Origin of the sequence: Aquibacillus salsiterrae, assembly GCF_028416595.1 — a bacterium.
Lineage (GTDB): Bacteria > Bacillota > Bacilli > Bacillales > Amphibacillaceae > Aquibacillus_A > Aquibacillus_A salsiterrae.
Map to the genome: position 1 here is coordinate 1 of NZ_JAMQKC010000006.1, position 22,840 is coordinate 22,840.

At 37.7% G+C, this 22,840-nt stretch carries 23 protein-coding genes, 2 pseudogenes and 1 other annotated feature; of the genes and pseudogenes, 8 read left to right on the forward strand and 17 right to left on the reverse strand.

What is annotated here, in order from left to right; all coding sequences use genetic code 11:
* Window positions 1–381: 381 nt before the first annotated feature.
* From NC799_RS08850 to acpS, 4 genes are all read right to left on the reverse strand, one after another.
* A complete protein-coding gene (locus NC799_RS08850; RefSeq protein WP_272446093.1) occupies window positions 382–1,407 on the reverse strand; it encodes a LolA family protein in 1,026 nt (341 codons plus the stop codon).
* Window positions 1,408–1,466: 59 nt separating this feature from the next.
* Complete coding sequence (locus NC799_RS08855; protein WP_272446094.1) at window positions 1,467–1,694, reverse strand: NAD(P)H-hydrate dehydratase; 228 nt, start codon at window positions 1,692–1,694, stop codon at window positions 1,467–1,469.
* 50 nt (window positions 1,695–1,744) lie between these two features.
* Entirely contained in the window at window positions 1,745–2,980 is a 1,236-nt protein-coding gene (locus NC799_RS08860; protein ID WP_272446095.1) for an NAD(P)H-hydrate epimerase, read from the reverse strand.
* A 100-nt stretch (window positions 2,981–3,080) separates the two neighbouring features.
* Complete coding sequence (gene acpS / locus NC799_RS08865; RefSeq protein WP_272446096.1) at window positions 3,081–3,440, reverse strand: holo-ACP synthase; 360 nt, start codon at window positions 3,438–3,440, stop codon at window positions 3,081–3,083.
* 189 nt (window positions 3,441–3,629) lie between these two features.
* On the opposite strand from acpS, the gene NC799_RS08870 reads away from it, so the two are divergent.
* Both NC799_RS08870 and NC799_RS08875 read left to right on the forward strand, forming a co-directional pair.
* The gene (locus tag NC799_RS08870; protein ID WP_272446097.1) at window positions 3,630–4,439 is read left to right on the forward strand and encodes a rhomboid family intramembrane serine protease; all 810 of its coding nucleotides are present in this window, start codon (window positions 3,630–3,632) and stop codon (window positions 4,437–4,439) included.
* A gap of 16 nt (window positions 4,440–4,455) precedes the next feature.
* Window positions 4,456–4,905 carry a hypothetical protein gene (locus NC799_RS08875; RefSeq protein WP_272446098.1) on the forward strand — a complete coding sequence of 150 codons (450 nt, stop codon included), beginning with the start codon at window positions 4,456–4,458 and terminating at the stop codon, window positions 4,903–4,905.
* A gap of 187 nt (window positions 4,906–5,092) precedes the next feature.
* On the opposite strand, the gene NC799_RS08880 is transcribed toward NC799_RS08875, so the two are convergent.
* Window positions 5,093–6,559 (reverse strand): degradosome RNA helicase CshA, encoded by a 1,467-nt coding sequence (locus tag NC799_RS08880; RefSeq protein WP_272446099.1) that lies wholly within the window; start codon window positions 6,557–6,559, stop codon window positions 5,093–5,095.
* 358 nt (window positions 6,560–6,917) lie between these two features.
* Here NC799_RS08880 and NC799_RS08885 point away from each other — a divergent pair, with 358 nt between their 5' ends.
* The gene (locus NC799_RS08885) at window positions 6,918–7,826 is read left to right on the forward strand and encodes a DMT family transporter (protein WP_272446100.1); all 909 of its coding nucleotides are present in this window, start codon (window positions 6,918–6,920) and stop codon (window positions 7,824–7,826) included.
* A 163-nt stretch (window positions 7,827–7,989) separates the two neighbouring features.
* Here the strand turns inward: NC799_RS08885 and NC799_RS08890 are convergent, their stop codons facing one another.
* The 7 genes and pseudogenes from NC799_RS08890 to NC799_RS18420 form a co-directional block, all read right to left on the reverse strand.
* On the reverse strand, window positions 7,990–8,673 hold the full coding sequence (locus tag NC799_RS08890; protein ID WP_272446101.1) for an alpha/beta hydrolase: 684 nt from the start codon (window positions 8,671–8,673) through the stop codon (window positions 7,990–7,992).
* A 196-nt stretch (window positions 8,674–8,869) separates the two neighbouring features.
* Window positions 8,870–9,430, reverse strand: coding sequence for a YppG family protein (locus tag NC799_RS08895; RefSeq protein ID WP_272446102.1), 561 nt, complete (start codon window positions 9,428–9,430; stop codon window positions 8,870–8,872).
* Window positions 9,431–9,546: 116 nt separating this feature from the next.
* Window positions 9,547–9,804 (reverse strand): glutaredoxin family protein, encoded by a 258-nt coding sequence (locus NC799_RS08900; protein ID WP_272446103.1) that lies wholly within the window; start codon window positions 9,802–9,804, stop codon window positions 9,547–9,549.
* Between the two features lie 305 nt (window positions 9,805–10,109).
* Window positions 10,110–10,571 carry a MarR family winged helix-turn-helix transcriptional regulator gene (locus tag NC799_RS08905; RefSeq protein ID WP_272446104.1) on the reverse strand — a complete coding sequence of 154 codons (462 nt, stop codon included), beginning with the start codon at window positions 10,569–10,571 and terminating at the stop codon, window positions 10,110–10,112.
* Window positions 10,572–10,828: 257 nt separating this feature from the next.
* Window positions 10,829–11,149 (reverse strand): thioredoxin family protein, encoded by a 321-nt coding sequence (locus NC799_RS08910; protein WP_272446105.1) that lies wholly within the window; start codon window positions 11,147–11,149, stop codon window positions 10,829–10,831.
* A 115-nt stretch (window positions 11,150–11,264) separates the two neighbouring features.
* Entirely contained in the window at window positions 11,265–12,080 is an 816-nt protein-coding gene (locus tag NC799_RS08915; protein WP_272446106.1) for a DUF368 domain-containing protein, read from the reverse strand.
* A gap of 239 nt (window positions 12,081–12,319) precedes the next feature.
* Window positions 12,320–12,541, reverse strand: a pseudogene (locus tag NC799_RS18420) (CapA family protein); the annotation flags it as partial.
* A gap of 442 nt (window positions 12,542–12,983) precedes the next feature.
* On the opposite strand from NC799_RS18420, the gene NC799_RS08925 reads away from it, so the two are divergent.
* Together NC799_RS08925 and NC799_RS08930 are read left to right on the forward strand one after the other, a co-directional pair.
* Entirely contained in the window at window positions 12,984–13,793 is an 810-nt protein-coding gene (locus tag NC799_RS08925; protein WP_272446107.1) for a DUF2935 domain-containing protein, read from the forward strand.
* A 335-nt stretch (window positions 13,794–14,128) separates the two neighbouring features.
* The gene (locus NC799_RS08930) at window positions 14,129–14,671 is read left to right on the forward strand and encodes an HD domain-containing protein (RefSeq protein WP_272446108.1); all 543 of its coding nucleotides are present in this window, start codon (window positions 14,129–14,131) and stop codon (window positions 14,669–14,671) included.
* A 184-nt stretch (window positions 14,672–14,855) separates the two neighbouring features.
* Here NC799_RS08930 and NC799_RS08935 read toward each other — a convergent pair whose 3' ends face one another.
* Both NC799_RS08935 and NC799_RS08940 read right to left on the reverse strand, forming a co-directional pair.
* Window positions 14,856–15,254 carry a DUF4870 domain-containing protein gene (locus NC799_RS08935; protein ID WP_272446109.1) on the reverse strand — a complete coding sequence of 133 codons (399 nt, stop codon included), beginning with the start codon at window positions 15,252–15,254 and terminating at the stop codon, window positions 14,856–14,858.
* Window positions 15,255–16,000: 746 nt separating this feature from the next.
* Window positions 16,001–17,152, reverse strand: a complete 1,152-nt coding sequence (locus NC799_RS08940; RefSeq protein ID WP_272446110.1) for a hypothetical protein — start codon at window positions 17,150–17,152, stop codon at window positions 16,001–16,003.
* Window positions 17,153–17,614: 462 nt separating this feature from the next.
* Here NC799_RS08940 and NC799_RS08945 point away from each other — a divergent pair, with 462 nt between their 5' ends.
* The gene (locus NC799_RS08945) at window positions 17,615–18,868 is read left to right on the forward strand and encodes a helix-turn-helix domain-containing protein (RefSeq protein ID WP_272446111.1); all 1,254 of its coding nucleotides are present in this window, start codon (window positions 17,615–17,617) and stop codon (window positions 18,866–18,868) included.
* A gap of 13 nt (window positions 18,869–18,881) precedes the next feature.
* Entirely contained in the window at window positions 18,882–19,094 is a 213-nt protein-coding gene (locus NC799_RS08950; RefSeq protein WP_272446112.1) for a hypothetical protein, read from the forward strand.
* Window positions 19,095–19,102: 8 nt separating this feature from the next.
* Here the strand turns inward: NC799_RS08950 and NC799_RS18425 are convergent.
* Window positions 19,103–19,402 (reverse strand): annotated as a pseudogene (locus NC799_RS18425) (transposase); the annotation flags it as partial.
* Window positions 19,403–19,736: 334 nt separating this feature from the next.
* A complete protein-coding gene (argS, locus tag NC799_RS08960; protein WP_272446113.1) occupies window positions 19,737–21,428 on the reverse strand; it encodes an arginine--tRNA ligase in 1,692 nt (563 codons plus the stop codon).
* Window positions 21,429–21,483: 55 nt separating this feature from the next.
* Window positions 21,484–21,702 (reverse strand) — a binding site (T-box leader).
* 129 nt (window positions 21,703–21,831) lie between these two features.
* On the opposite strand from argS, the gene NC799_RS08965 reads away from it, so the two are divergent.
* Complete coding sequence (locus NC799_RS08965; RefSeq protein ID WP_272446114.1) at window positions 21,832–21,978, forward strand: YfhE family protein; 147 nt, start codon at window positions 21,832–21,834, stop codon at window positions 21,976–21,978.
* Between the two features lie 299 nt (window positions 21,979–22,277).
* On the opposite strand, the gene NC799_RS08970 is transcribed toward NC799_RS08965, so the two are convergent.
* Entirely contained in the window at window positions 22,278–22,472 is a 195-nt protein-coding gene (locus NC799_RS08970) for a YkvA family protein (RefSeq protein WP_334313857.1), read from the reverse strand.
* Between the last annotated feature and the right edge of the window lie 368 nt (window positions 22,473–22,840).

Consider the following 22,840-nt stretch of genomic DNA (forward strand, 5'->3'; position numbering starts at 1 on the left):
TCGGACTCAGTTCAACGAGTTCACGCTTTGCTTGTCCGAATTGAGCCTGTATTCGGACTCAGTTCAACGAGTTAGGGCTTTTCCTGTCCGAATTGAGCCTGCATTCGGACTCAGTTCAACGTGCTAACGCTTTGCTTGTCCGAATTGAGCCTGTATTCGGACTCAGTTCAACGAGTTCACGCTTTGCTTGTCCGAATTGAGCCTGTATTCGGACTCAGTTCAACGAGTTAGGGCTTTTCCTGTACGAATTGAGCCTGCATTCGGACTCAGTTCAACGTGCTAAGGCTTTTTGTCCAAATTGACTTCTGCACCTTTCCCAAAATAGACAAAAAATAAAAGCAGACCCTAAAAAGGAAGCCTGCTTGATATGATATAAGTAGATTATTTTGTTGATTGCCCGCCGACAGAACTTGCCACGTCAATCATTTCTTGTTTAGTTAGTTCTTCACTTGCTAAATAGTAGTTGACACCTTCATAAGACCACTCTAGTGAATTATCAGTCATAGCTCCCATAGTAAACCCTAGGCTAACTGGTTCACCAATTACAGACTTAGGCTTTGATGCAGTTGTTGGATACACTTCTAAACTTTCTTGGACAAGTGTAAAGTTCTTTTCACCCTGGTAAGATGAAATCACTCGTTTTCCGTTTTCCACATCAACTTCCTTCGTTTCAATGAGTTCTGCACCAGCAGTAACTGTTGGCTGTAATACAGCTAAATCTTTAATAGCACTTTCTTCTTGTCCACCCATCGTCGGAACACCGAAAAGGCTACTAGTCATGTTCTTCTCTATCTCAAACGTATCATCAGCAAACTGAGGGTCTAACTCAAAGTTGGTAAACTCGACCTCAATAAGAGGATTTTTATCCTTATCTAGCACCTTAACCAATACTGGTGTAAATGTCTTTTTATCAAAATAAATTTCTTGGAATGGTAAATTGTTGTTATTTTGATAGTTTGTTTTTGTTTCAAATACATAATAATTATCTGTTGATTCAAACGTTGCATCCGCATCTTTTAGAACATCGTCAATTAATGATTGATATAAGTATGGCTGACTGCTGCTATTTGGCCAATCACTTTGGAACTTAAAGCTCTTATTTAACGCAGGTGTTAACACATAGACACCTTTGTCATTTCTAAGGATAATTTGACTACCTTCTTTGTCTTGTTCGTTCTTCAATAAGACGCGGTAGTAATCCTTCTTTTTGTGTGAAACATCAATATTATACGTCTGGCTTTCTTCTCCAGTTTGGAGACTCATCTTCGCCTGTGCTTTGTAGCCATCCATTTCTTCTACTGTCTTTTCTAGCTGTGCAACAACATCCTCTTTTGATTTTTCCCCACAGGCAGCTAATACTAGGATCAACAACACTGCCATGATCCCAAAGCTGAAATATTTTCTCATGGTCACAACTCCTTTGCCTCATTTCAGGAGAACAAAGGGAACGCACACACCTGCAAATTTTATAGAAATGTACGAAATACCGAAGCTAAGCCATCGATTACATCTGTAGCCAATAAGTCCTTATCGGAATGTTTCAGCTCAACTAATTGATCAGCGGATTTCCCATGAAGGTAGCACCCATTTGCAATTGCTTCACTCAAATTTCCTGATTGGATCATCAACGCTAAAATAATACCCGATAACACGTCTCCACTACCACCTTTAGCCAAACCCGGATTGCCTGTCATGTTTACCCACTGATTCCCTGACGGATCAGTAATGATTGTAAACGGACCCTTTAATACCAAATATGATACCTAGTTGCAAATTCCTTTGTCACGGCAAAAGGATTTAGTAAAATTTGAGCGACGGGAAGACCCGTTAACAATGACATTTCCCCAAGATGTGGGGTTAACACGGTTGGATGCTCGCGCTGTTCCAATACCGTTAAATCATCGTGGATGTGATGTATCCCATCAGCATCGATAAGGAGCTGCTGATTAGACATTTGGATGACCTGTCTAGTAAATGCTTTTGCATTACTATCTCGTCCCATTCCCATTCCAATCGCTATGCCATCATACATGGAGAAATCAATCGATACAGGACCAGCAATTCTCCCATCTTTACTCGGCAATGACAGATAAGTTGCTTCGGCACAGTGTGAAGAAACAGATGGAATTACCTCTTTTGCTGTTGCAACGGTTAAAAGACCTGCACCTGAGCGTAGCGCTGCTTTGGCAGACATTGCTACCGAGCCAATCATCTCATAACTCCCACCAATAACTAAGCCTCGTCCATGATTCCCTTTATGGGAAAACCTATCCCTACTAGGTAGCGTCTTTTGGACATCCGCTTGTTGCCATGTACGCCGAATGGTATGTTTTCCATGGCCAATTGGTGGCAAGCCAATCGATACAGGTTCCCATTTCCCATAGAAGTCCGCTGTATGTTGAAGAAAAGCGCTCATTTTTGGCTGCTCTACAATAAATGTGTAGTCTGCTTCAACACCAGTTTGAAAAGTAAGACCTTCATCGGCAGGAACGCCACTTGGGATATCCACCGAAATCACTTTAGCGCTTTTGTTGTTAATCATTGGAATGATTCGGTCAAACGGTGGCCTTAGTTTGTCTTTAATCCCAATTCCAAATATGGCGTCGATGACAACATCTGCCTGCTCCAAGAAGCATTCAATCTTCTCACCTTTGGCATCGACATGAACCAGCCCCCCATAATTCTGAAAGACTTGTTTATGGTAGCGCGCATCTCCGCGAACTTTTTCATCAGAGACTAATTGTAATAAGTTTACACCATAGCCCTGGTTCCTTAATGTGCGCCCGATAACGAAGCCATCTCCACCATTGTTTCCAGCACCTACTAAAATGAGTACCTGTGATTCATTAGCTAACAACGGGATAATCTTCTCGGTAATAGCTCTTCCGGCATTCTCCATTAGGATTCTGCCATCTAGACCTCCTTCTTCCATTGCAAATCGATCCATTTCGTACATTTCGTTTGCGGTGACAATGTGCACAATGTTCCCTCCTACCCGCACTAGAATATATGAGACAAACTAGCGAAATATGCAGACTAGCCTGACAAGCTTTAAATTTTTTATCCACACCTATGGTCTATCATACCGATTCAACCACTACTTGAGCGACTACATATGCCTCACTATGAGAAATGGAAACGAATACTCGCTCCCCGTCTATTTGATTAGCAACGAGTGTCGGTGCACCCTGTTTGTTAGGTAAAATTTCAATATCAAGAAAGCCAACTTTGCCAATACCTGTTCCAATTGCTTTTGAATAGGCCTCCTTTGCAGCAAACCTCCCTGCCACGAACTCCATTTTTCGTTTGTTTGATGTTAGTTGATTCCATATGTCAAGTTCATTAGTTGTGAGGATTCTTTTGGCAAAACGAGGATTTTTGTTAACTGCCTCTGCGATACGGGTGATTTGTACTATGTCAATTCCAATTCCTTTTATCATTTCATTCCATCCCTTATCGTTATGAATTAAATATCCCGGATAATGCCCTAGTTAAATCATAACAAGTTGTTGACTTTTTTCAAGCTGGATAACATTTAGATGGTTATGACTGTGAATACAATATTTTGTAAAGTATTATATATAGTAGAAGTAGCGGTTAGCAGAAAATACGAATAAAGGAGTTTCTTCATGTTCATTAGAAGAGAAAGCTTTAAACAGTTCATCCATTTTTACCCTGTGATTACGACATTGGTCGCTATCCAAATCGGAATTTGGCTTCTCATGTTTCTTACACCAATGATTAATGGAATTATTGGTGTAATTGGACTCCAGTTTCCACCAATCGGTAATTGGATCTATCAATGGGGGGCAGGAGTTAATCTACTCGTTCAACAAGGGGATTATTGGCGATTAGTGACACCCATCTTTCTACACGATCCAAACGGTGTGACACATGTATTATTCAATTCTTTTTCTTTAGTTATCTTTGGTCCAGCACTTGAGCAAATGCTTGGTAAAGTTAAGTTTCTATCCGTTTATTTACTCGCAGGAACGATTGGAAACCTATTTACCTTCCTGATGGACCCTAGCGCGTATTACTTTAGTTTAGGCGCTTCGGGTGCGATTTATGGGTTACTCGGCTTATACCTTTTCATGATTTTCTTTGAAAAGCACCTGATTGATCCCGCTAGCGCACAGATTGTAAAAATCATCTTAGTTGTTGGGCTTATTATGACGTTTTTACGTCCTGGTATTAATATTTATGCACACATCTTCGGTTTTATTGGAGGCGTGGCACTTGGACCAATTTTCTTACGTAATGTTAAACCTTTTTCGCCCTATCGCAACCCGATAAGACACACAGAAGACAACAATTTCCAATTCAACCCAAACAGATGGAATAAAAAGAGGCTCCCAATTAAACAATATGGAAGACCGATTCTTTGGACTATCATAGTAGTCTTAGTAGTTCTAGGAGTGTTCGGAAGATTCCTGTAAGATCGGAGTGATTCGTGTGCATCCAGCATGGTTGTTTATCCTCGCTTCCATTATTGCTGTTTTCGGAATTTTGTCTGCATACAAAAAACTAATTCGTTCAATTCAGGAGCATATTGACTTAGGACATTGGAGTCAAGACATCTTGCAGAAAGTAAATACGCGTTATTTTATTAACCTAGCGATTGTTGAAGCTGTTCCAATCGTCCTATTGGTCATCGGTTTAGCTCAAATCGAAGCATACACCATATCAAGTTCAACTAGAATCGTAGGGGTACTCGTTGTCCTCGCGGTACTTGTATTCGGCATCGTAAATATTGTTGTCACAACGAGCGATTTGACAAAAGGAGAAAATGTTACCGATAGCCACCGAGCATCGATAAAGGTTTTGCCTCTGATTGGTATCGGGACGATTTCAAGTATCCCTATCATCAGTATAGTTGGCTTGTTCTTACTTGACCTAGCATAAGTCAATCGATGATTAAAGCTAAGCGGACATTTGTGAATTTGTTAAAGTTTTTATTAAATATCGTACTCCATGTCATGTTTTAAAAATTCCATTGAACGATTTAAAAAAGCTCCAAAATTTCTTGGAGCTTTTTTTCTTTTTTCTTCAAAACAAAAAGTGCTATCAAAAAGACAGCACTTTATTATTATTATCCTTGTTTACGGCTTGTATTGTTTGACGGACGTTTGTTTTGGAATTTTCGGTTACGTCCACCACCAGTTTTTCCTCCGCGGGAAAAGTTGCGATTATTATCATTTCTAAACTTTTTCCCTTTATTGTTCGATGGTTTTTTCACACTAACTGGTTGTACAGACGAAAGGGTTACAGGTGCATTACGACGCTCTTTCGTCATCATCTTTAATGCTGCCGCTACAACCGTTACAGAATCATACTCTTCTAACAATTCTGCAGCTGTTTCCCGGTAATCTCCAAGGTCTTTACCATTTATCGTTGACGTTAACTTTTCAACGGTAACTTGTTGTTGACCTCGGCGTGCTTCATCAAACGATGGAGCGTCCATTCTTTTCACTTTACTCTTTGTCACTTTCTCAATCAAGTGAAGGTGTGGCATCTCCCTTGGTGTAATGAATGATATTGCTTCGCCGGCCTTACCAGCTCTTCCTGTACGACCAATACGGTGAACATAGCTTTCCGGGTCTTGTGGTACGTCAAAGTTATAGACGTGTGTAACACCGGAGATATCAAGTCCACGAGCAGCAACATCGGTAGCTACTAGGATTTCAATTCGACCATTTTTAAATTTGTTAAGCACAGACATACGTTTTCCTTGAGTTAAGTCACCATGAATCCCTTCTGCACGGAACCCACGCGCATGAAGACCTTCTGTTACTTCATCAACACGCTTTTTCGTTCTTCCAAAAATAATCGCAAGCTCAGGACCATGAATATCTAATAGGTTAGTGAGCGTATCAAATTTTTGCTTCTCATGAACTTCCACAAAAAATTGATCAATATTTGAAACGGTCATTTCTTTTGATTTCACTTTAACTTCTTCTGGATTTTTCATCAACGTTGCTGCAATTTCGCGAATTTCTTTCGGCATCGTTGCAGAGAAAAGTAATGTTTGCTTTTGTTCTGGAATCACCTTTAAAATATCACGAATATCATCGATGAATCCCATGTTAAGCATTTCATCAGCCTCGTCTAATACAGCCGTATGAACATTACTAGTGTTAATAGTTTTCCGGCGAATATGGTCTAATAATCGACCAGGGGTTGCAACGACAATATGTGGACCATCTTTCAATGCTCTAATTTGGCGGTCCATATGTTGTCCACCATAAACTGGTAATGTTCGAACACCCTTAAATTTGCCGAGACGGTGGATTTCTTCAGACACCTGAATAGCAAGTTCTCTTGTTGGTGCCACAATTAATCCTTGAATTTTCTTCACATCTTGATTTATTTTTTCGATCATCGGAATACCGAACGCAGCTGTTTTACCAGTACCAGTCTGTGCTTGTCCGATTACATCTTTTCCTTGTAGGCCTAGAGGAATGGTTTGAGCCTGAATTGGCGTTGCTTCTTCAAATCCCATTTGTTCTAAAGCCTTCATTATTGGCTTGGAAATACCTAATTCGTTAAAAGTTGTCACTGTTATTTCCTACTCCTTTTTCAAAACAAAATTATTTAGCGCAAAAATACGCAAGCATCATCAATTACTCATCATTGAAAACGACCGTTTGTAATTTTTAAAATCTTCCTAACCTAAATTAGAAAAAACTTCGCTTGTCACCGGTGTGACGAAAGCTTTCGTTTTACTTCAATAAAGACTTAACATAGTAAAAAAAGCCTTCCTCCACACCTTGGAAGAGGCCTTCGCCGCGAGCACTCAATGGATTATTACATATTACCACACTCTTGGTATTAATTCTACATCGATGATAAATGATTTTCAAACAAATGAGTGCTACAATGAGTAAAAAACCAAACTGACAACAAGGAGGAACATCATGAATCACCCTCCAATTAACCCGTATATCGCCATTATCATAGGCGTCCTTTCGGTTTCAACTGCTGCCGTTTTAGTAAAGCTTGCTGATGCGACTCCTGCCTCTATTATTGCTAATTATCGACTGTTATTGGCTGTACTAATAATGGCTCCTTATGTGTTTATTAAACACCGACATGAGTTTAAGCTGGTTTCCAAACAAGATTGGCTGTTATCGGTATTAGCAGGTATCTTTCTAGCCTTTCATTTTATTTTTTGGTTTGAGTCATTAAATTATACATCTGTCGCCAGTTCAGTTGTTCTTGTAACGCTACAACCGATTTTCACCTTCCTCGGCACCTATCTTTTCTTTAAAGAACGCTTTTCCGCCATCTCTCTACTAAGTATGATTATCGCCATTTTAGGAAGTATAATCATTAGTTGGGTTGACTTCAAAATCAGTGGACAAGCATTGTTTGGCGATTTTCTTGCCATTATAGGTGCGATTATGGTCACAGTTTATTTTCTGATGGGTCAAAATGTAAGAAAAAGGCTATCCTTAATGACCTATACATTTATAGTGTACGGCATTAGTTCCGTTACGCTTGTCATCTATAACGTTATACTCGCTAAACCATTTTTCGGGTTTCCCTTAGACAACTGGCTCGTTTTTTTCGCTCTAGCGATCATCCCTACTTTTTTCGGTCACACGCTATTCAATTGGGCAATACGTTGGGTTAGTACCTCTGTTATTTCAATGAGTATTATTTTTGAACCAGTAGGAGCTTCTATTCTTGCCTATTTTATGTTAGGTGAACAAGTCACTTGGTCCCAATGGCTAGGTGGGACCATAGTCGTGTTTGGATTGTTTTTATTTGTCATTAATACCACTTTCAGGGCTAGGAATACTTTTTCACAAAATACTGAATGACTAACCAACCCATTTGATGGCCCAATCCGTATCGGGCTGGACCATCTTTATGCCTGACTCGTTTGATATGCAGATTGCTGATGCAAATCCCTATTTTCAGAACAAAAGCTCTTGGTTTTTTTATGCTTTCTTATCTTCTAAGCTAAAGTCTGCTTGAGTATTCTTATCTGCTTAAGAATTGATAAACTGCCTGATTTAAAACATCTTTATCTTCCCCAAGACAAATGTGATGCTTGGAATCATGGAAAAACACGACTTCCGTATTAGCAGGTATTTCTTTATCAATGTAGTACGCAGATTGATACGGTACCATTCCATCTTGAATACCTTGTGCCACAAAAACTGGACACGATATTTCTTTTAAGTATGGCTTTGTAAATTTCATACATTTCAGGAATTCTAATGTTGCTTTGAGCGGAACCGATCCTTGTTTTCTTACGTACCTCTGAAATAATTCATTGTCTTTTAATTCACCAGTTATCCCCTCTTTAACAAATTGGCTGAAATCTAAACTAAGTTGTTTCATGTTAATGTATTTCCGTGAGGGAGATAATAAGACTAATTTTGCTACTTGGTATTTAGCAGCAAGGTATGCTGAAATCATTCCACCCATAGAAAACCCAATTAAAAAAATTTCATCACATTGAATCAACAGATTAGATAACTCTGTTTCGGCTGCTTCGACCCAATCTTCAAAGGTCACTGTATCTAACGATAATTCCATCCCATGACCAGGTAACGTTGGAACAGCTACCTTCCAATTCGTTTTCTCTTTTAAGTAAGCTGCCAAAGGTTCTACTTCATACGCTCCCCCAGTAAAACCATGAATACATAAACAGCCAATCATGGTCATGCCCCCTATCTGTATTACTGCCACCATTATGTATTATATATTGTTCCCTATGTTACGAAAAGTTCTTGAGATAACAGAATGGACGTGACTAACATTACATGTTAGCCACACACCAAGCAAGATTTTATAATTTCATAGACAACAAAAAATCCTTGCCGAAGTTTGACGACAAGGACCTCACTTACTTTATTTATTTAAAACCTTTGACGAAAGATCCAAGCCCTTTTAACAGTGGGTATACTTGATGGTACGTGTTCGTAACTTGCCCAACCGTATTAAACATTTTATCCATATCCAATTTACCATTTTCATCTTTAAATATTGACATTAATCCTGGTCTCTTTTTGCCCATTGGACCAGGATATGGTAGGCCCCCTTGAAATGGTGGCATCGACTGTGCAACTGGTTGTTGGAACCCATAATTTATTGGTTGTTTCGGTCTGGCAAATTGTCCAAATGGAGTTCTTGGTGGCTGTTGTTGAATTGGCTGTTGAGTGTAGCTAGTTTGTTGATTGGCTTGATTTTTAGCGTATGGTTGATGGTCTGTGTGCTGTTGTGCGTACGACGGAAATGGATATCCAGTTTCTGAGTAGTTTAGATTCGGTTGTTGGGCAGATCCATGTGGCGAATTAGCACCTGTAGGATATGTTACTTGCTGTTGACTAGGATGATAATATTGTGGCTGTCCGTAATGAGGAAATCCGTCCTTTCTTTGATGCTGGATGTATGGCGAATAGTATTGTTGGTTCATGGAAACACCTCTTTCATGTAACTAATCTCTTTAATACTTAACATATGCAATAGTCCCAAATTGGTTAAAACGTTCATGATAAGACAACAAAAAGACCCAGCCATGATGGCTTGGTCTTAATAATAATTTCCGACACCCGTTAAGCCGAGGGCATCCATTAATCTATTCCTTTGAAAACCTAAAATCCTTTGATTATCCACATAAATAGCAGGGGTTCCATATACATTCTTACACTGCAGTTCTCTCATATACGACCTATTCTGAGTGGTATTTTTCTCTATATAGGGAACGTCTTGTTCCTTTAACCAAGAAAGTACCTTTTCACATTCCTTACAGTCATCACTTACATAAACGACTACATCTTGGACTTTCACTGGTGTACCCTCCTAGAGTTGTTTTCTAATACTTTTTTCCCAATCCATTAATTATTTAAACCTATATTTACAATGTTTATTTTATTTTTTGCTTCTTATGATGAAAATAATAGTATTTTTAACCTAAAGACGAACAATGAATTTCATCAACATTTAACTTACAAATAAGGATATATCGCCGCTAGACAACTCTTGGATTTTTTTTCACTTTCTTTTCTTTGAAAAAAAAACGCTTATCCTATGATAAGCGTTTTACGATGATTATATAGAGAGACACTCCAATATCAGTTATTAGTTACAGTTAACTATCTATAATTATCTGCATTCATTCCTAGTTTTTTCAACAAAGCAATTGCCTCTAGTTTTTCATCTGGTTCTAACCCAGCCGTTATTGCCTCTATTTGCTCCCAATGACTCGGGAAAATATCGTTTAGTAATTGTTCCCCTTTTTCCGTTATGGATGCATAAGTAATCCGCCTATCCTCTGCACACGGCACCCGCTTCACATACCCTTTTTTCTCCAATTTATCGACTACATAGGTAATACTACCGCTAGCAAGTAATATCCGGTCACCAATCTTTTGCAGTGGCTGATCCCCCCGATGATACAATAGTTCTAGCACACCAAACTCTGTTGTATTCAGCCCCTTACCACGGATATCAGCTGCTACTTGATCTGCAACAGATCGGTAAGCCTTTGATAACACAACAAATAACTTTAACGAGGGGTCCTGTTTCTTTTCTTCATAAAATTCTCTATTCCCCATATCTTCACCCTCTCTCCCGTCTCCCTGAATTACACGTATTATAGTTGAAGGATGATTTGACTGTCAATTAGCTTACTCTTCTGGATAGCAGGAATGTTTTTACAGGTGGTGAGGACGAACAATTTTATCATGATAATTTATTTGCTGATTGATAAAGATTAACGTAAAAAACCCCCATAATCTCGGGAGTTTTTAAACAGATAAGAAATATAAAATTTTGCAGATGTCTATCCTGCACCCTCCCGTTTGCCTTAAGCTTACCCTAATTGCTGTTGTAAAAACTCAGTCACTTCTTCTGGTGTTTTTGTGTATGCACTATGCTGATGTGCAAGCTTTTCACCATTTTGAAAAATTAATATGCTCGGAATCCCCATTACTTCATGTTCTTGCGCAAGCCCTTCCACTTCATCACTATTCACTTCATACCAGTCATACTGGCTGAATTGTTCTAAAACATCTCCAATAAACATGTCCATCCGCTTACAATCAGGACACCAATCGGCAAAAAATTTAACAATGACAGGCTTATCAGAATTGATAACTTCACTAAACTTTTCCCTAGATTTAATAGCTTCCATTTTATCCGACTCCTTTATTATTAAGAAACACGCAAGTCGCGACAGCTCTTGGTTTTATTATTTATTATCTCACAAGAATTTATCATTCGTTGTCGACACAAGCAAGTATTTCGACTTAATTCTTGTATTCGACACGTCCAAGTAAAAACGCTACTAATAATCCCACTGCAAACGTAACAACGCTTATGATCATTTCACCGCTAGATGCTGGCCAACCTGGAAAAATGACAACAACTGACCCCATCACTAATCCTATGACAACGGCGAACGTTCCCGTTGTATACTTTTCAAAAAAGTAATGGATGATTTTACTCATGAAGATTATACCAAGCCCAATCCCAACAACAACAACAACAATAATGTCTAATTTGAACTCTGACACCGCATTGAGAATAGTTGTATAAGAACCAATTACTAACAACATAAAAGAACCGCTGATACCTGGTAAAATCATTGCACTACTTGCTATAAAACCTGAGAAAAACAACCAAAGGTACGTGGATGTCGTTATCGTTTGTACAGGCTCTGTTTCAGCAGAGCGAAAAAACAGCATCGATGCAACAATTATAATCCCAATTAGTAATAGGAAAATATGTTGTATTTTAAATGTTTGTTTTGCATCAGATTTATGGAAAAGATATGGTAGCACACCAACAATTAATCCTAAAAAGGCAAATTGGGTTGGTCCTGGATAATGCTCAAATAACCACTCAATTAAATCAGCTAGAACAAAAACAGCAGTCACTATCCCGATTCCGAGTGGGATTAAAAAGCCTAATTGCTGTTTCCATTCTTTACTAAAGAATCCATTTATCGCTTGTATTAGTCGATCATAAATCCCTAGCACAACCGCAATTGTCCCACCACTCACACCAGGGACCACGTCACTTGCCCCCATCAATAAACCCCGGTAAATATTTTTCCATTCCATTCTTTCATTCTCCTTTTAATTAGGGATTCTCTTATTATTTATGTATGACAACCCATATCATACCAAAAACTCGTACATTTTAATATATACCCAATCAGAAATTAAAAGCTAGTCTTGTGGTATCTTGAACAATTCCAAGTGACATCAGAATTTGATGTTTACTGATGGTTAAAGGTTTGTCAAGACAGTAGTTATAGTAATTTCTTGATTTTTAGATTATAAAAGAAATGTAACACTACCTTTAGGGCATCCCCAACTTCATATGGGCTATTAAATCGGGGATAGCCTGATAAACCGAGGTCTGCCCCACCAATCATTGTCTCTTGATTAGCAATGGTAATCGTTGCTTCTGACAAAAATGGTTTGACTCGTTCAAACATTGGTGTAAAGTCATAGCCGGACTTGGTTTGAGCATCTTTATATAGTGAGTCATGGATAAGTACATCTCCTATAGCAGAGACGGTAATTGCTGTTGTTTTAGGCTTTGTTCTTTTAAATTGTGTAACAAGCTTCGGTTGTAACGAAACCTTTCTTACAGTTGATTGTGTGTCACCAACTGCTTGATTATCGGAAAAATTTATTATGGCACCGTTAGAACCTTTTGCAAAGTTCGCAAAACCACATGATGTAAGGATACTAAGTGTGATAAGTATCATCACTACTTTTAGTGTATTAACCATTGATACTACCCCTTCTAAATAGCTAGTATTCTAGCAATCTTTTATTCTCATTCATCTTACACGAAACGACAAAATATTACTATGAACCTAACGACCCTTTCGACAGTAGCTATCAGAATAACCTATACTATTTTGAACCAAAGGCGAATACACTTCACTAATGTTAACTTATAGCCAAATACAACTATGATTACACAATGAAAAAACAAGGGGGATGGTTTTGTTGAGTGATTTTATCCAAGGAGCTTCATTTGAGCACCAATTTTGGTTACAGGTTTTAGGTGACCATTCCAGGTTTATAAGAGATTCTTTATATTCAAAAGAAGTTGATGACATTAAAATAGCTAAGCAATTTATCGAAACTTTTGATACGCTATATGAGAAAGCAACGTACATTAGTAATTCCAACGCGATTGCCTTTACGAAAGAAGCAGAAGCAGCAACAGATAGAATGAAAGTTTTCAAATTATCAATTATTAAGCGTCATCTGCAAGGACAGATAGGGATCTTCCTTTCTCCTACCTTTATCAACCACATGGTTAATGAACTTGAGGAGTATGAACTCGTCCTAAGTTACTTAAAGCAAGGTGAGCTTCCACCGGTTTTCCACGAATTACATCATCATCTCGTTTGGCTTGTTGATGCCTCAGGCCATGCTGGGGCGATCAATGATCAATTAGACGGTGTAGAAAAAAGGTTGAAAGAAAGAAGTCATCAATTCGCAGAACATTTTGACGCATTTTATTTAAAGGCGATTGAATTAACGGGTTATTTACGCTCTAACATCAAGACTTTCCCTGCACTGCAACGGTTCAATAAGGATGTGGAGGTCGAGATGAATTTGTTTCGAACATTCCTTCACGAAATCGAAGAAATGGAAATTTCCGAAACAGTTCTAGGGACATTTTCCAGTTTAATGGCTGATCATATGGCACGTGAAGAGTGTTATTACTTAATAAAACTAGCACAATCTACTAACTCACCACCACCAAACTGCAACCCCACTAAACCAAGAACAACAGACCCACAATAAGAAAAGCGAAGGGCGCCTTGGTCACCCCCGACAAGCTTAAGCAGAAAATCTATGTGTCTCTCTTTGACACATAGATTTTCTGCTTAAGACCTCGAGGGGGTAGGCGCCCGGAGCTAGACAGCTCTTAGGTTTTTTACCTTCTTATCTGTTAAGAAAAGCGCGAGTCGCGCCTTGGTCAGCCTAAGGCAAGCTTAAGAAAGCCATATTTGATTTAACCTACATCACCCAGCTTGATGAGATCAAGCTGGATTTTTTCAAACTTAGACTTGCTACGTGGTGAACAATATCCGTGCAGCGGTGGTTATCCGACGATATAATATGGATGAGGTGATTGGATGAACTTAATGAACGCGATTGAATATGCAGCCAAAAAGCATGAAGGTCAACGTAGAAAGGTTGACGGTACCCCATATATCTCTCATCCATATCGGGTAGGAATGTTATTAATGCAAGACGGGTATAAAGAAGAGCTTGTTATCGCAGGTATTCTCCATGATGTTGTTGAAGATACTAGTGGCACGATTGAGGAAATTAAATCGTTATTTGGCGATGAGGTAGCAGAGCTTGTGTTTTATGCGTCAGAACCAGATAAATCGTTAAGCTGGGAAGATAGGAAGCAGCATACAATTGAAACAATGAAAACAGCACCACTCGAGGCCAAGATTGTTGTTTGCGCAGACAAAGTGGATAATCTTACATCGATTCTTAACAGTGAAAAAGAGTTAGGTAACAAAGTGTGGGGATACTTTACCAAAGACAAGGCTAGCCAGCAGTGGTACTATACCAGTATGTATCAAAGTTTGACCACCGGGGTTAAAAACCACCCGAAACTTTTTCACCAATTTAACCAACTTCTCGAACAGTTAAGACTACTTTAGGTAAACTTTATTGGATATTGTCGCAGCCGGTCGAGCGTATTATCGACAGATCTGAGTTCTTATTAAGTGTTAATGTTCAGGTCATTCACCGACAGACCCTAAAAAATCTGTCGGTGAATGACCGGTTTATCATCTACAAACGTCGAAAAATAATAACGGAAATTTTTGCAAAGTCATCGACGACTTACTTCACAAACCGAATTGTTAAAGGAAATCGAAATGGCTTTCCTAGAGCAGCACGGATAATGGCAACAATCATCGTTACTAGCCAAAACAAAGAAAAAAATACAATAAAGCCAAACGTTGCAATTCCAAACAAAATATTAAAGGCAACAGCAATATCTGGCAATAATGGGGCAACTTTAAACAGAATGAAATAAAGGACAAAGGCCACTAGTACATAAAGTTGACAACTGATTTGAAAATTAACATTTTCCCTCTGGTGCTTATCAAGAAAAATAGACTCCCCACGAAACAACATGTAATAAACCTGGATCGCAACAATCGTTAACAACGGAACGGGAAAGAAAATTGGGATTAAGTAGCCAAAAACAGCTAAAAGTTTTTCTTTTGTAGAGCTCATCAAATACTCCTTTATCTAATAATCTTTTACCAAGTTATCCTATCATGTTACTTTTAACAGTTTATTAATCCGATTGTACAACTAGTATTAGTTTTTTAAAAGGAGGGCAGCAATGGATTATAATCAAGACACATACTTATCGGAAGAATGAAAATCATCCTTTCTTAGTGAATTCACCTGAAGGATAACAAACAATTCCTCGTTACTTAAATTCTGTGCTTAGCTTGACGGCTATGGTTCCTGTCCCCATGTCCCTCCCCAGAGGTTTTCAGGAAGAAGAATATATAGAGACTTGCCAGGGGTATTAATGAAAGTGAGAGAACACTTATGAATATAGAAGTATATTTTCACCCCTCATATTACTTAATCTTATTCCTACACCAAAATTCAGATATAAGAAAAGCGCAGGGCGCCCAGAGCTAGACAGCTCTTGCATTTTTTATATTTAAAAAAGAGCAGATTGTTAAATCCACTCCTTTTTCCAATGTTCTTAGACTGCTTAAATCTTTGTTTTGTGATAAAGATTTACCAACAATATAGATGATATTAACGAGAGTAACATTATATTAGGTTCTTCCATATCACCTATGCCTTTAAAGGATAGGAAGTTCACAACATGATATGTTATGTAACTTAATACCAATATGACAAGCATATATAAGGAAATTTTCAAATGCAGGCACCCCCAATTTTAACAAAAATAACAGATGCCGAAGATTGACCTGTTATTATTGTATTTAAAAATTTTAGAAATTAACATAGACATTCTCATCTACATATCCTCTTCTTGTTCCTGTGTTCCAAGAATCGAACCAGCTCAGAAGTTCTACGTCGTCTACAAAACTATCCACTGATGAAGGGGAGATAAATACGGCACCAACATCAAACGTGACAGTCTGTGATTGGAGAGGATTATCAATTATCCAACCCCATTGACCGCCCCAATTACTTACATCTTGAACATCTAAGTTTGTCCAATCCTGTTGCCAAGAGTATGAAGCGGAAGTACTCAGACCATCTTTTCCATAACCGAAACCAATGCTGAATCCTTGACTACCAGAATTACCTGTGTTTACAGGTTTATGGTCAATCATTTTGTAGTCTGGATCATCTGCTCCATTCTCAAAAGCATATATATTAGCATTTTCAACTTGATATTCACACTCATAATTACTGTCATAATTACACAAGTCAGCACCAGGATTTATTTGAGCTTGTAAACCAACAGATGTGAAGTGGTCATAATCATCATTCTCTACAACTGCCCTTTCAACACTATAGTTTAATCGAGTGATGCCATATGGTGCATATAGGTGCTCACCTTGGTCAGTCTTAACATTTTTCCAATCATATTCACCAACAGCTGAGATTGAATATAAACTTTCGGCTTTTTCCTTATTATTAATCACACTTGCATACGCACGTTCAAGCGCTTGAACAATTACTTCTTGCTTTATTTGTTCCTCATCTCTTTCTTCAGGATTCTCATACCCTTCTATGTCAACTTCAATTGTTGATTTTCCTGTAACAAGAGAATTATTTAAGTTCTTACCATACCATTTTAATTTAATTTTTTTACTATCTGACGTATCTAATTTTCCTACTAAGTTATAATTATCAACCAATTTATTAACATTATAAGTCTCAGAATCATTAATTAACAATATATTAGATGCTTTTTCAATTTTATTTTTTCCACTCTTAATATGCGGCTTTTTTTGTTTTATCTTTTCAAAGTTTATTTTATATTTACTATTATTTACAACGTTAATGACGGGTGCGTTTTGTTTTAAATCAGCAATATTTTGAGAGTCTGATGATTCTGCCATTACTGATTGGGTGGAAATACTAAGTAAAAGAGTAATAGAACAAATCAAAACTTTTAATTTTCTCAACATATTAATCCTCCTAAAATTTTTCGAAATTATTAGAAACAGTTATTTGATCTTAAGAAAAGTATCTCCCCTCCTATTTTAGCTTTATTTACTTATTTCATTGATGTTGATAAGCATTTTGTTGGTTTAATCTTAAAATATTATTTTGATATTGAAAAGCACTGCTGAAAAAAGTCGATATTAACACCCATTAAAAAAAATGTCGAAATCTCTTTAAAGTTTACGTCATGTGAAAAATCAGGGGAGGAATCTCCTTTTAACATTGTTTTTAAGTTTAAAAATGAGAAAAATTTATTTTTTAAATAATGAGTGAATTTCATAATTCTTAATCATTGCGTCTTTCTCATCCTGCAAAAAAACATTATCGGAATTTTGCTGTTTTTTGTAATTCTTAAATGAGCAATTATGAAATTGATTCAATAGGAATAATATAGTATATTCAATATGAAGGCAGGGAGGTAATTTATGGTAAATATTAGTGATGATATCAGATATTATCGAAAGAAAGCTAACTTAACTCTCGAGGCATTAGCAAAGGGGATAATTTCAGTACCTCAATTATCAAGAATTGAGAACGGACAAGTTATACCAAAAGAAGATATCTTGCGGTTATTATTCGAAAAGCTTGGAATATATATAACTTCTGATCATAATGAGGTAATTCACCATTTATGCCAGAAATGGTTTAAATCTATATTAGAGGGAGAAAGAGAACTTTCGAGCAAACTCTTCAATAAAATTAATGATTTCAACATACAAGGATTAGATATAGAAAAACTCTTAGACATCCACAAACTGCATTTCTACATATTGATAGATGAATCACTATTAGCTAAACAACAGTATGATTATCTACTCAAAATAAGCGATCTATTTAATTCTACAGAAAATTATTATTTATATAAGTTTTGTGGTAATTTCCAATTCTATAAAGGGGCTTTCGAAAAAGCTTTTGATAACTATAAAAAGGCCGAATCATTCATAGATAAGTCAGATCTCCTCTTTCATGACCAAGAAAAAAGTGACCTATTTTATTTAATTTCGTTAACAGCAAGAAAACTTCAAAAAATCTACCAAATTATTGAATATAGTAAAAAAGCATTATTTTATTACCAAGACTCATATAATTTAAAACGGTGTGCCGAATGTCATGTGTTAATGGGTCTTGGTTTTAGGAGGATTGAAGAATATGATGTGGCGCTTATCCATTATCAAAAGGCGCTATCTATTGCAGAAACGTTGGATGATAAAAGTATAATTTCTTTATCTAAACAAAACATAGGACATTTATTTTCCGTTAAAGAAGATTCAAATTTAGCAATAGAATACTTCCTTGATAGTTATTTATTAAAAAAAGAGATGCGCGAGGATACATCTGTAGCAATAGTTAGTTTAGTTGAAGAGTATTATAGACTTAAACTTAATAGTAAAGCACTAAAATGGTTGGAAATAGGGTTAGGGGACGTAGATAATAAACCATCACTCTGCTTCCTTAAACTCAAAGTATTTGAGCATTTAATCAAAGGGTATAACAGTACTTTTGAAAATCTTATTTTGTTAGAAGTAATACCATTCCTCGAAAGCAGGGGATTAAAGTTTGAAACTGCTTATTTCTATAAGATACTCGGTGATTATTATATTCATAATAGAAAGTACAAAAAGGCTTCAATCCATTTTCAGTTATCCAACGAAAATTATTCGAAAATAATTAAACATTAAAACGGAGGTAATCATGAGAAAATATGTCTTATCCATAATATTTACAACCCTATTATTCTTGGGGGTAAATCTATTTTCCAATCAGAGCTACAACAGTTATACAGAGGAACAAGATCCAAAACCTTGGGGGATTGTAATTAACCCACCTCAACCTAATCAACCAGTGGATTCAGATGATGAAGATGGAAACGCGAACTCAAAAGAAAACACAAATACTACACCATAAATTCTAATTTAGGCCTTTATGGCATGTTTTTGATAAAGGACATAGCGACATTGAAATGCCGCCTTAGAAGATAGAAGAATGCGATTTAGAGTCCCATACAAGTGACACTCAAAACGTTCCTGCTTCATCATTCGAACGTTATCAATCTCAAATAAAGAATTCCAAGTTTTATATAGAAGTTCCACTTGCCACCTTAACGAATGCAATGGTAAAGCTCTTATAGGTTCTAACTGTTCTTGTGTTACATTGGTAACAAGAATTTGGATAGCATTTCTTTGTGAAGCAGATTGAGTGTGTTTCCCTTTCTGCTTTTTTAGTAGAAATGCTTCTCGGCGTTGACATTGTTACTGGTTAGTTTTTGAACCACAACTCTGGAATCTAAGCAGTTTCAAGGGTCTGCCCCTACCCTACACGAATAAATCCATAATCAATGGTCTCACCGGGGACATATTTTCCCATCTATTCACCTTGGCTATATATCAATCGCTTCTTGAATAACCTCTTCACAAAACAACCTTACCTTTTCTTGTTGACATTTTCTTACCATCTTTTAAAATCATTCCAATTATCAAGGACAACCATATTATTGGCTTATTGAAAGATGGCCACTAATTGAAACAGGTGGCCATCTGATGCAAATTCCTACATCGCTTTTGGCGCCTTAATTCCAAGCAATCGTAGACTCTCCTTCAAGATAATTGAAACTGCTTTGACAAATGCCAGCCGACTTGGTTTTTGTTCATCATTTTCCAAAATCTTAACCGTTGCATAATATTTGTTAAACGCCTGAGCCAAGTCTACACTATATTTCGCAACGATTGATGGGTCATACTGGTTAGCTGCACGCGAGACCACATCTTTAAATTGCATCATCTCTGTCACAACCGGCCAAGCCTCCTCTGCTTGAAAATCAATACTCGCTACCACTTTTGTGTCAAATTCCCCTTTTTCTAATAAGGAACACGCTCTCGCAAAGGTATATTGGACATAGGGTGCTGTTTCTCCTTCTACACGGAGCATATCTTCTAAAGAGAACTCGACATCGTTGTTGCGATGATTTTTTAAATCATGAAAAATCACTGCGCCAACACCTACCATGTGGGCAACTGCTTCTTTGTCCGCCAATGTAGGATTCTTCTGTTCGATATTCAACTTGGCTAAATCAATCGCTTCTTGAATAACCTCTTCTAATAAAACAACTTTGCCTTTTCTTGTTGACATTTTCTTACCATCTTTTAAAATCATTCCAAACGAAATATGGTGCATACTGTCTGCCCAATCAAAGCCAAGCTTTTTTAACACTTGAATAAGCTGCTCGAAATGGAGGCTCTGTTCATTTCCAACAACATATAACGACTGTGCAAAATCATACGTCTGCTTACGGTAAAAAGCTGCCGCCAAATCCCTTGTAGCGTAAAGCGTTGCCCCGTCTGATTTACGTATTAAACACGGTGGCATACCATTGTCACTTAAATCAACTACATGAGCGCCATCAGACATAGTCAATAGGTTATTCTCTTGAAGCGTATCAACCACTGTGTCCATTTTATCATTGTAGAAAGCTTCCCCATGATTGGAATCAAAGCTAATTCCTAAGAGATTATAAATACGGTTAAATTCCTTTAACGACTCTTCTCGAAACCATTGCCACAAAGATTGTGCCTCTTTGTCTCCATCTTCTAATTTTTTAAACCAAAGTCGAGCTTCATCCTCTAGAGATGAGCTCAGTTCTGCTTTTTGATGGAACATGATATAAAGGTTAAGTAGTTCTTTAATTGTATCTTGTCTGACTTTCTGTTCATTTCCCCACTTTTGATACGCAACAATTAGTTTACCGAATTGTGTACCCCAATCCCCTAAATGGTTTATTTTGACTGGCTTGTACCCTGTTTTTTCTAATAGGAGTGAAATGGCGTTTCCAATTACAGTTGAACGTAAATGCCCCATCGAGAAAGGCTTGGCAATGTTCGGTGAAGACATATCAATCGTTACCGTACCCCCACGTCCAATGTTACTCTCTCCGAAATATTCTTGTTCTGTTAGCACTTCTTCAATAAGCTTGTTTGCGACCTGTTGTTTATCTAGAAATACATTAATATACGGACCAACCGCCTCAACTTTTGCAAATAACGGGTCACGAATCACTTCTGCCGCTTGCTGGGCAATTTGCTGTGGTGCCATCCGTTGTAGTTTTGCCAAATCAAAACAAGGAAATGCTAAATCACCATGACTCAATTGCTTTGGTTTTTCAATTCTTGCGTAAATAACATCTTGACCTAACTGATGATCAAACACAGGTGTTAAAACGTCTGCAAGCTTCGCCTTATAATCCATTACTTATCCTCCAATCCATTTTTTTACATTAAAAAAATCTCGTCTCTTAATAAAATTAAGAGACGAGATTTTAATCCCGCGGTGCCACTCTACTTGTTCTCCTAAGAACCAGCTCATTGTGCCGTTAACGGTGCACAACCGGCTATCCCTACTTATTCGTTCAGAATAGCGCTTCCGAAAGTCCGGTTCATTACTTTATCAAGATTAGGCTTCCACCAACACCCTAACTCGCTTTGCTTTCCAAAGTAACTACTCTCTTTCTCATCAACGTTCATTTTTCTAATTGTAATTATTTATTATAACTAGTTTTTCAAAAATATCAAGTGGCCACTGATGTTTTATATTTTCATGTTATGGGTAAACTAGAAATACACTCAAGCTTTGATAGAAAGGATGTTCATTCATGGCTAGAAAAACACAATACCAACCAACGAAAAGAGAAGGTGCAGAGCTTTCAGATGCTCAAGAAGTCCGCTATAACAAAGAATTTAAACAAGCGGACATCGCTGGCGGTTACCGCAAACGCCAAATAGAACGACTAAATCGATAAGAAAAGCGAAAGCGCCTGGTCAGTCCCGAAAAGCTTAAGCAGAAAATCTATGTGGTGCTCTTTGCCACAAAGATTTTCTGCTTAAGACCTCGAGGGGGTAGGCGCTGTAGCTAGACACAGAAAAGCTTAAGCGCCTGGTCAGTCCCGACAGGCATAAGACAAACTCTGACGTGGCGCTCTTTGCCACAGAAGGGTTTGTCTTATGACCCCGAGGGACTAGGCGCTGGAGCTAGACACAGAAAAGCGTAAGCGCCTGGTCAGTCCCGAAAAGCTTAAGCAGAAAAGGTCAGGTAATGCCATTACTTGACCTTTTTTGAATGTTCAGCAAGTAACCCATGCTTTTCTTTTAAGGAGTGAGGAGCAATCTTGACGATGTGCTGTAATATGAAGCTTAAGAAAGCAAGATCATCGACGATACCAATGGCAACTAGAAAATCCGGAATAACATCAAACGGAAAGACAAGATAGCCAATAATTAGCAGAGAGGAAATCAACTTAGACTTTGTGGCAACTTCTTTTGATATAAAAAAATCCTTGATAAACGGAATTGATTTTCGAACTTGAAAGACAAATGATATTCTTCTCCAAAAACGAATAATAATCCCCCCTCATCCAAACTGTTATTTCTCTTGTTCGCGGCGTTATTACCTATAACTATACAACAAAAAAAGCGAAAGCGCCTGGTCTGTCCCGACAGGCATAAGACAAACCCTGACGTGGCGCTCTTTGCCACAGAAGGGTTTGTCTTGTGACCCCGAGGGACTAGGCGTTGGAGCTAGACAATAAGGAAAGCTAAAGCACCTGGTCACCCCCGAAAAGCTAAAGTCTAGCCTCGTAATGGCTGGAGAACCGGGAATTTGCT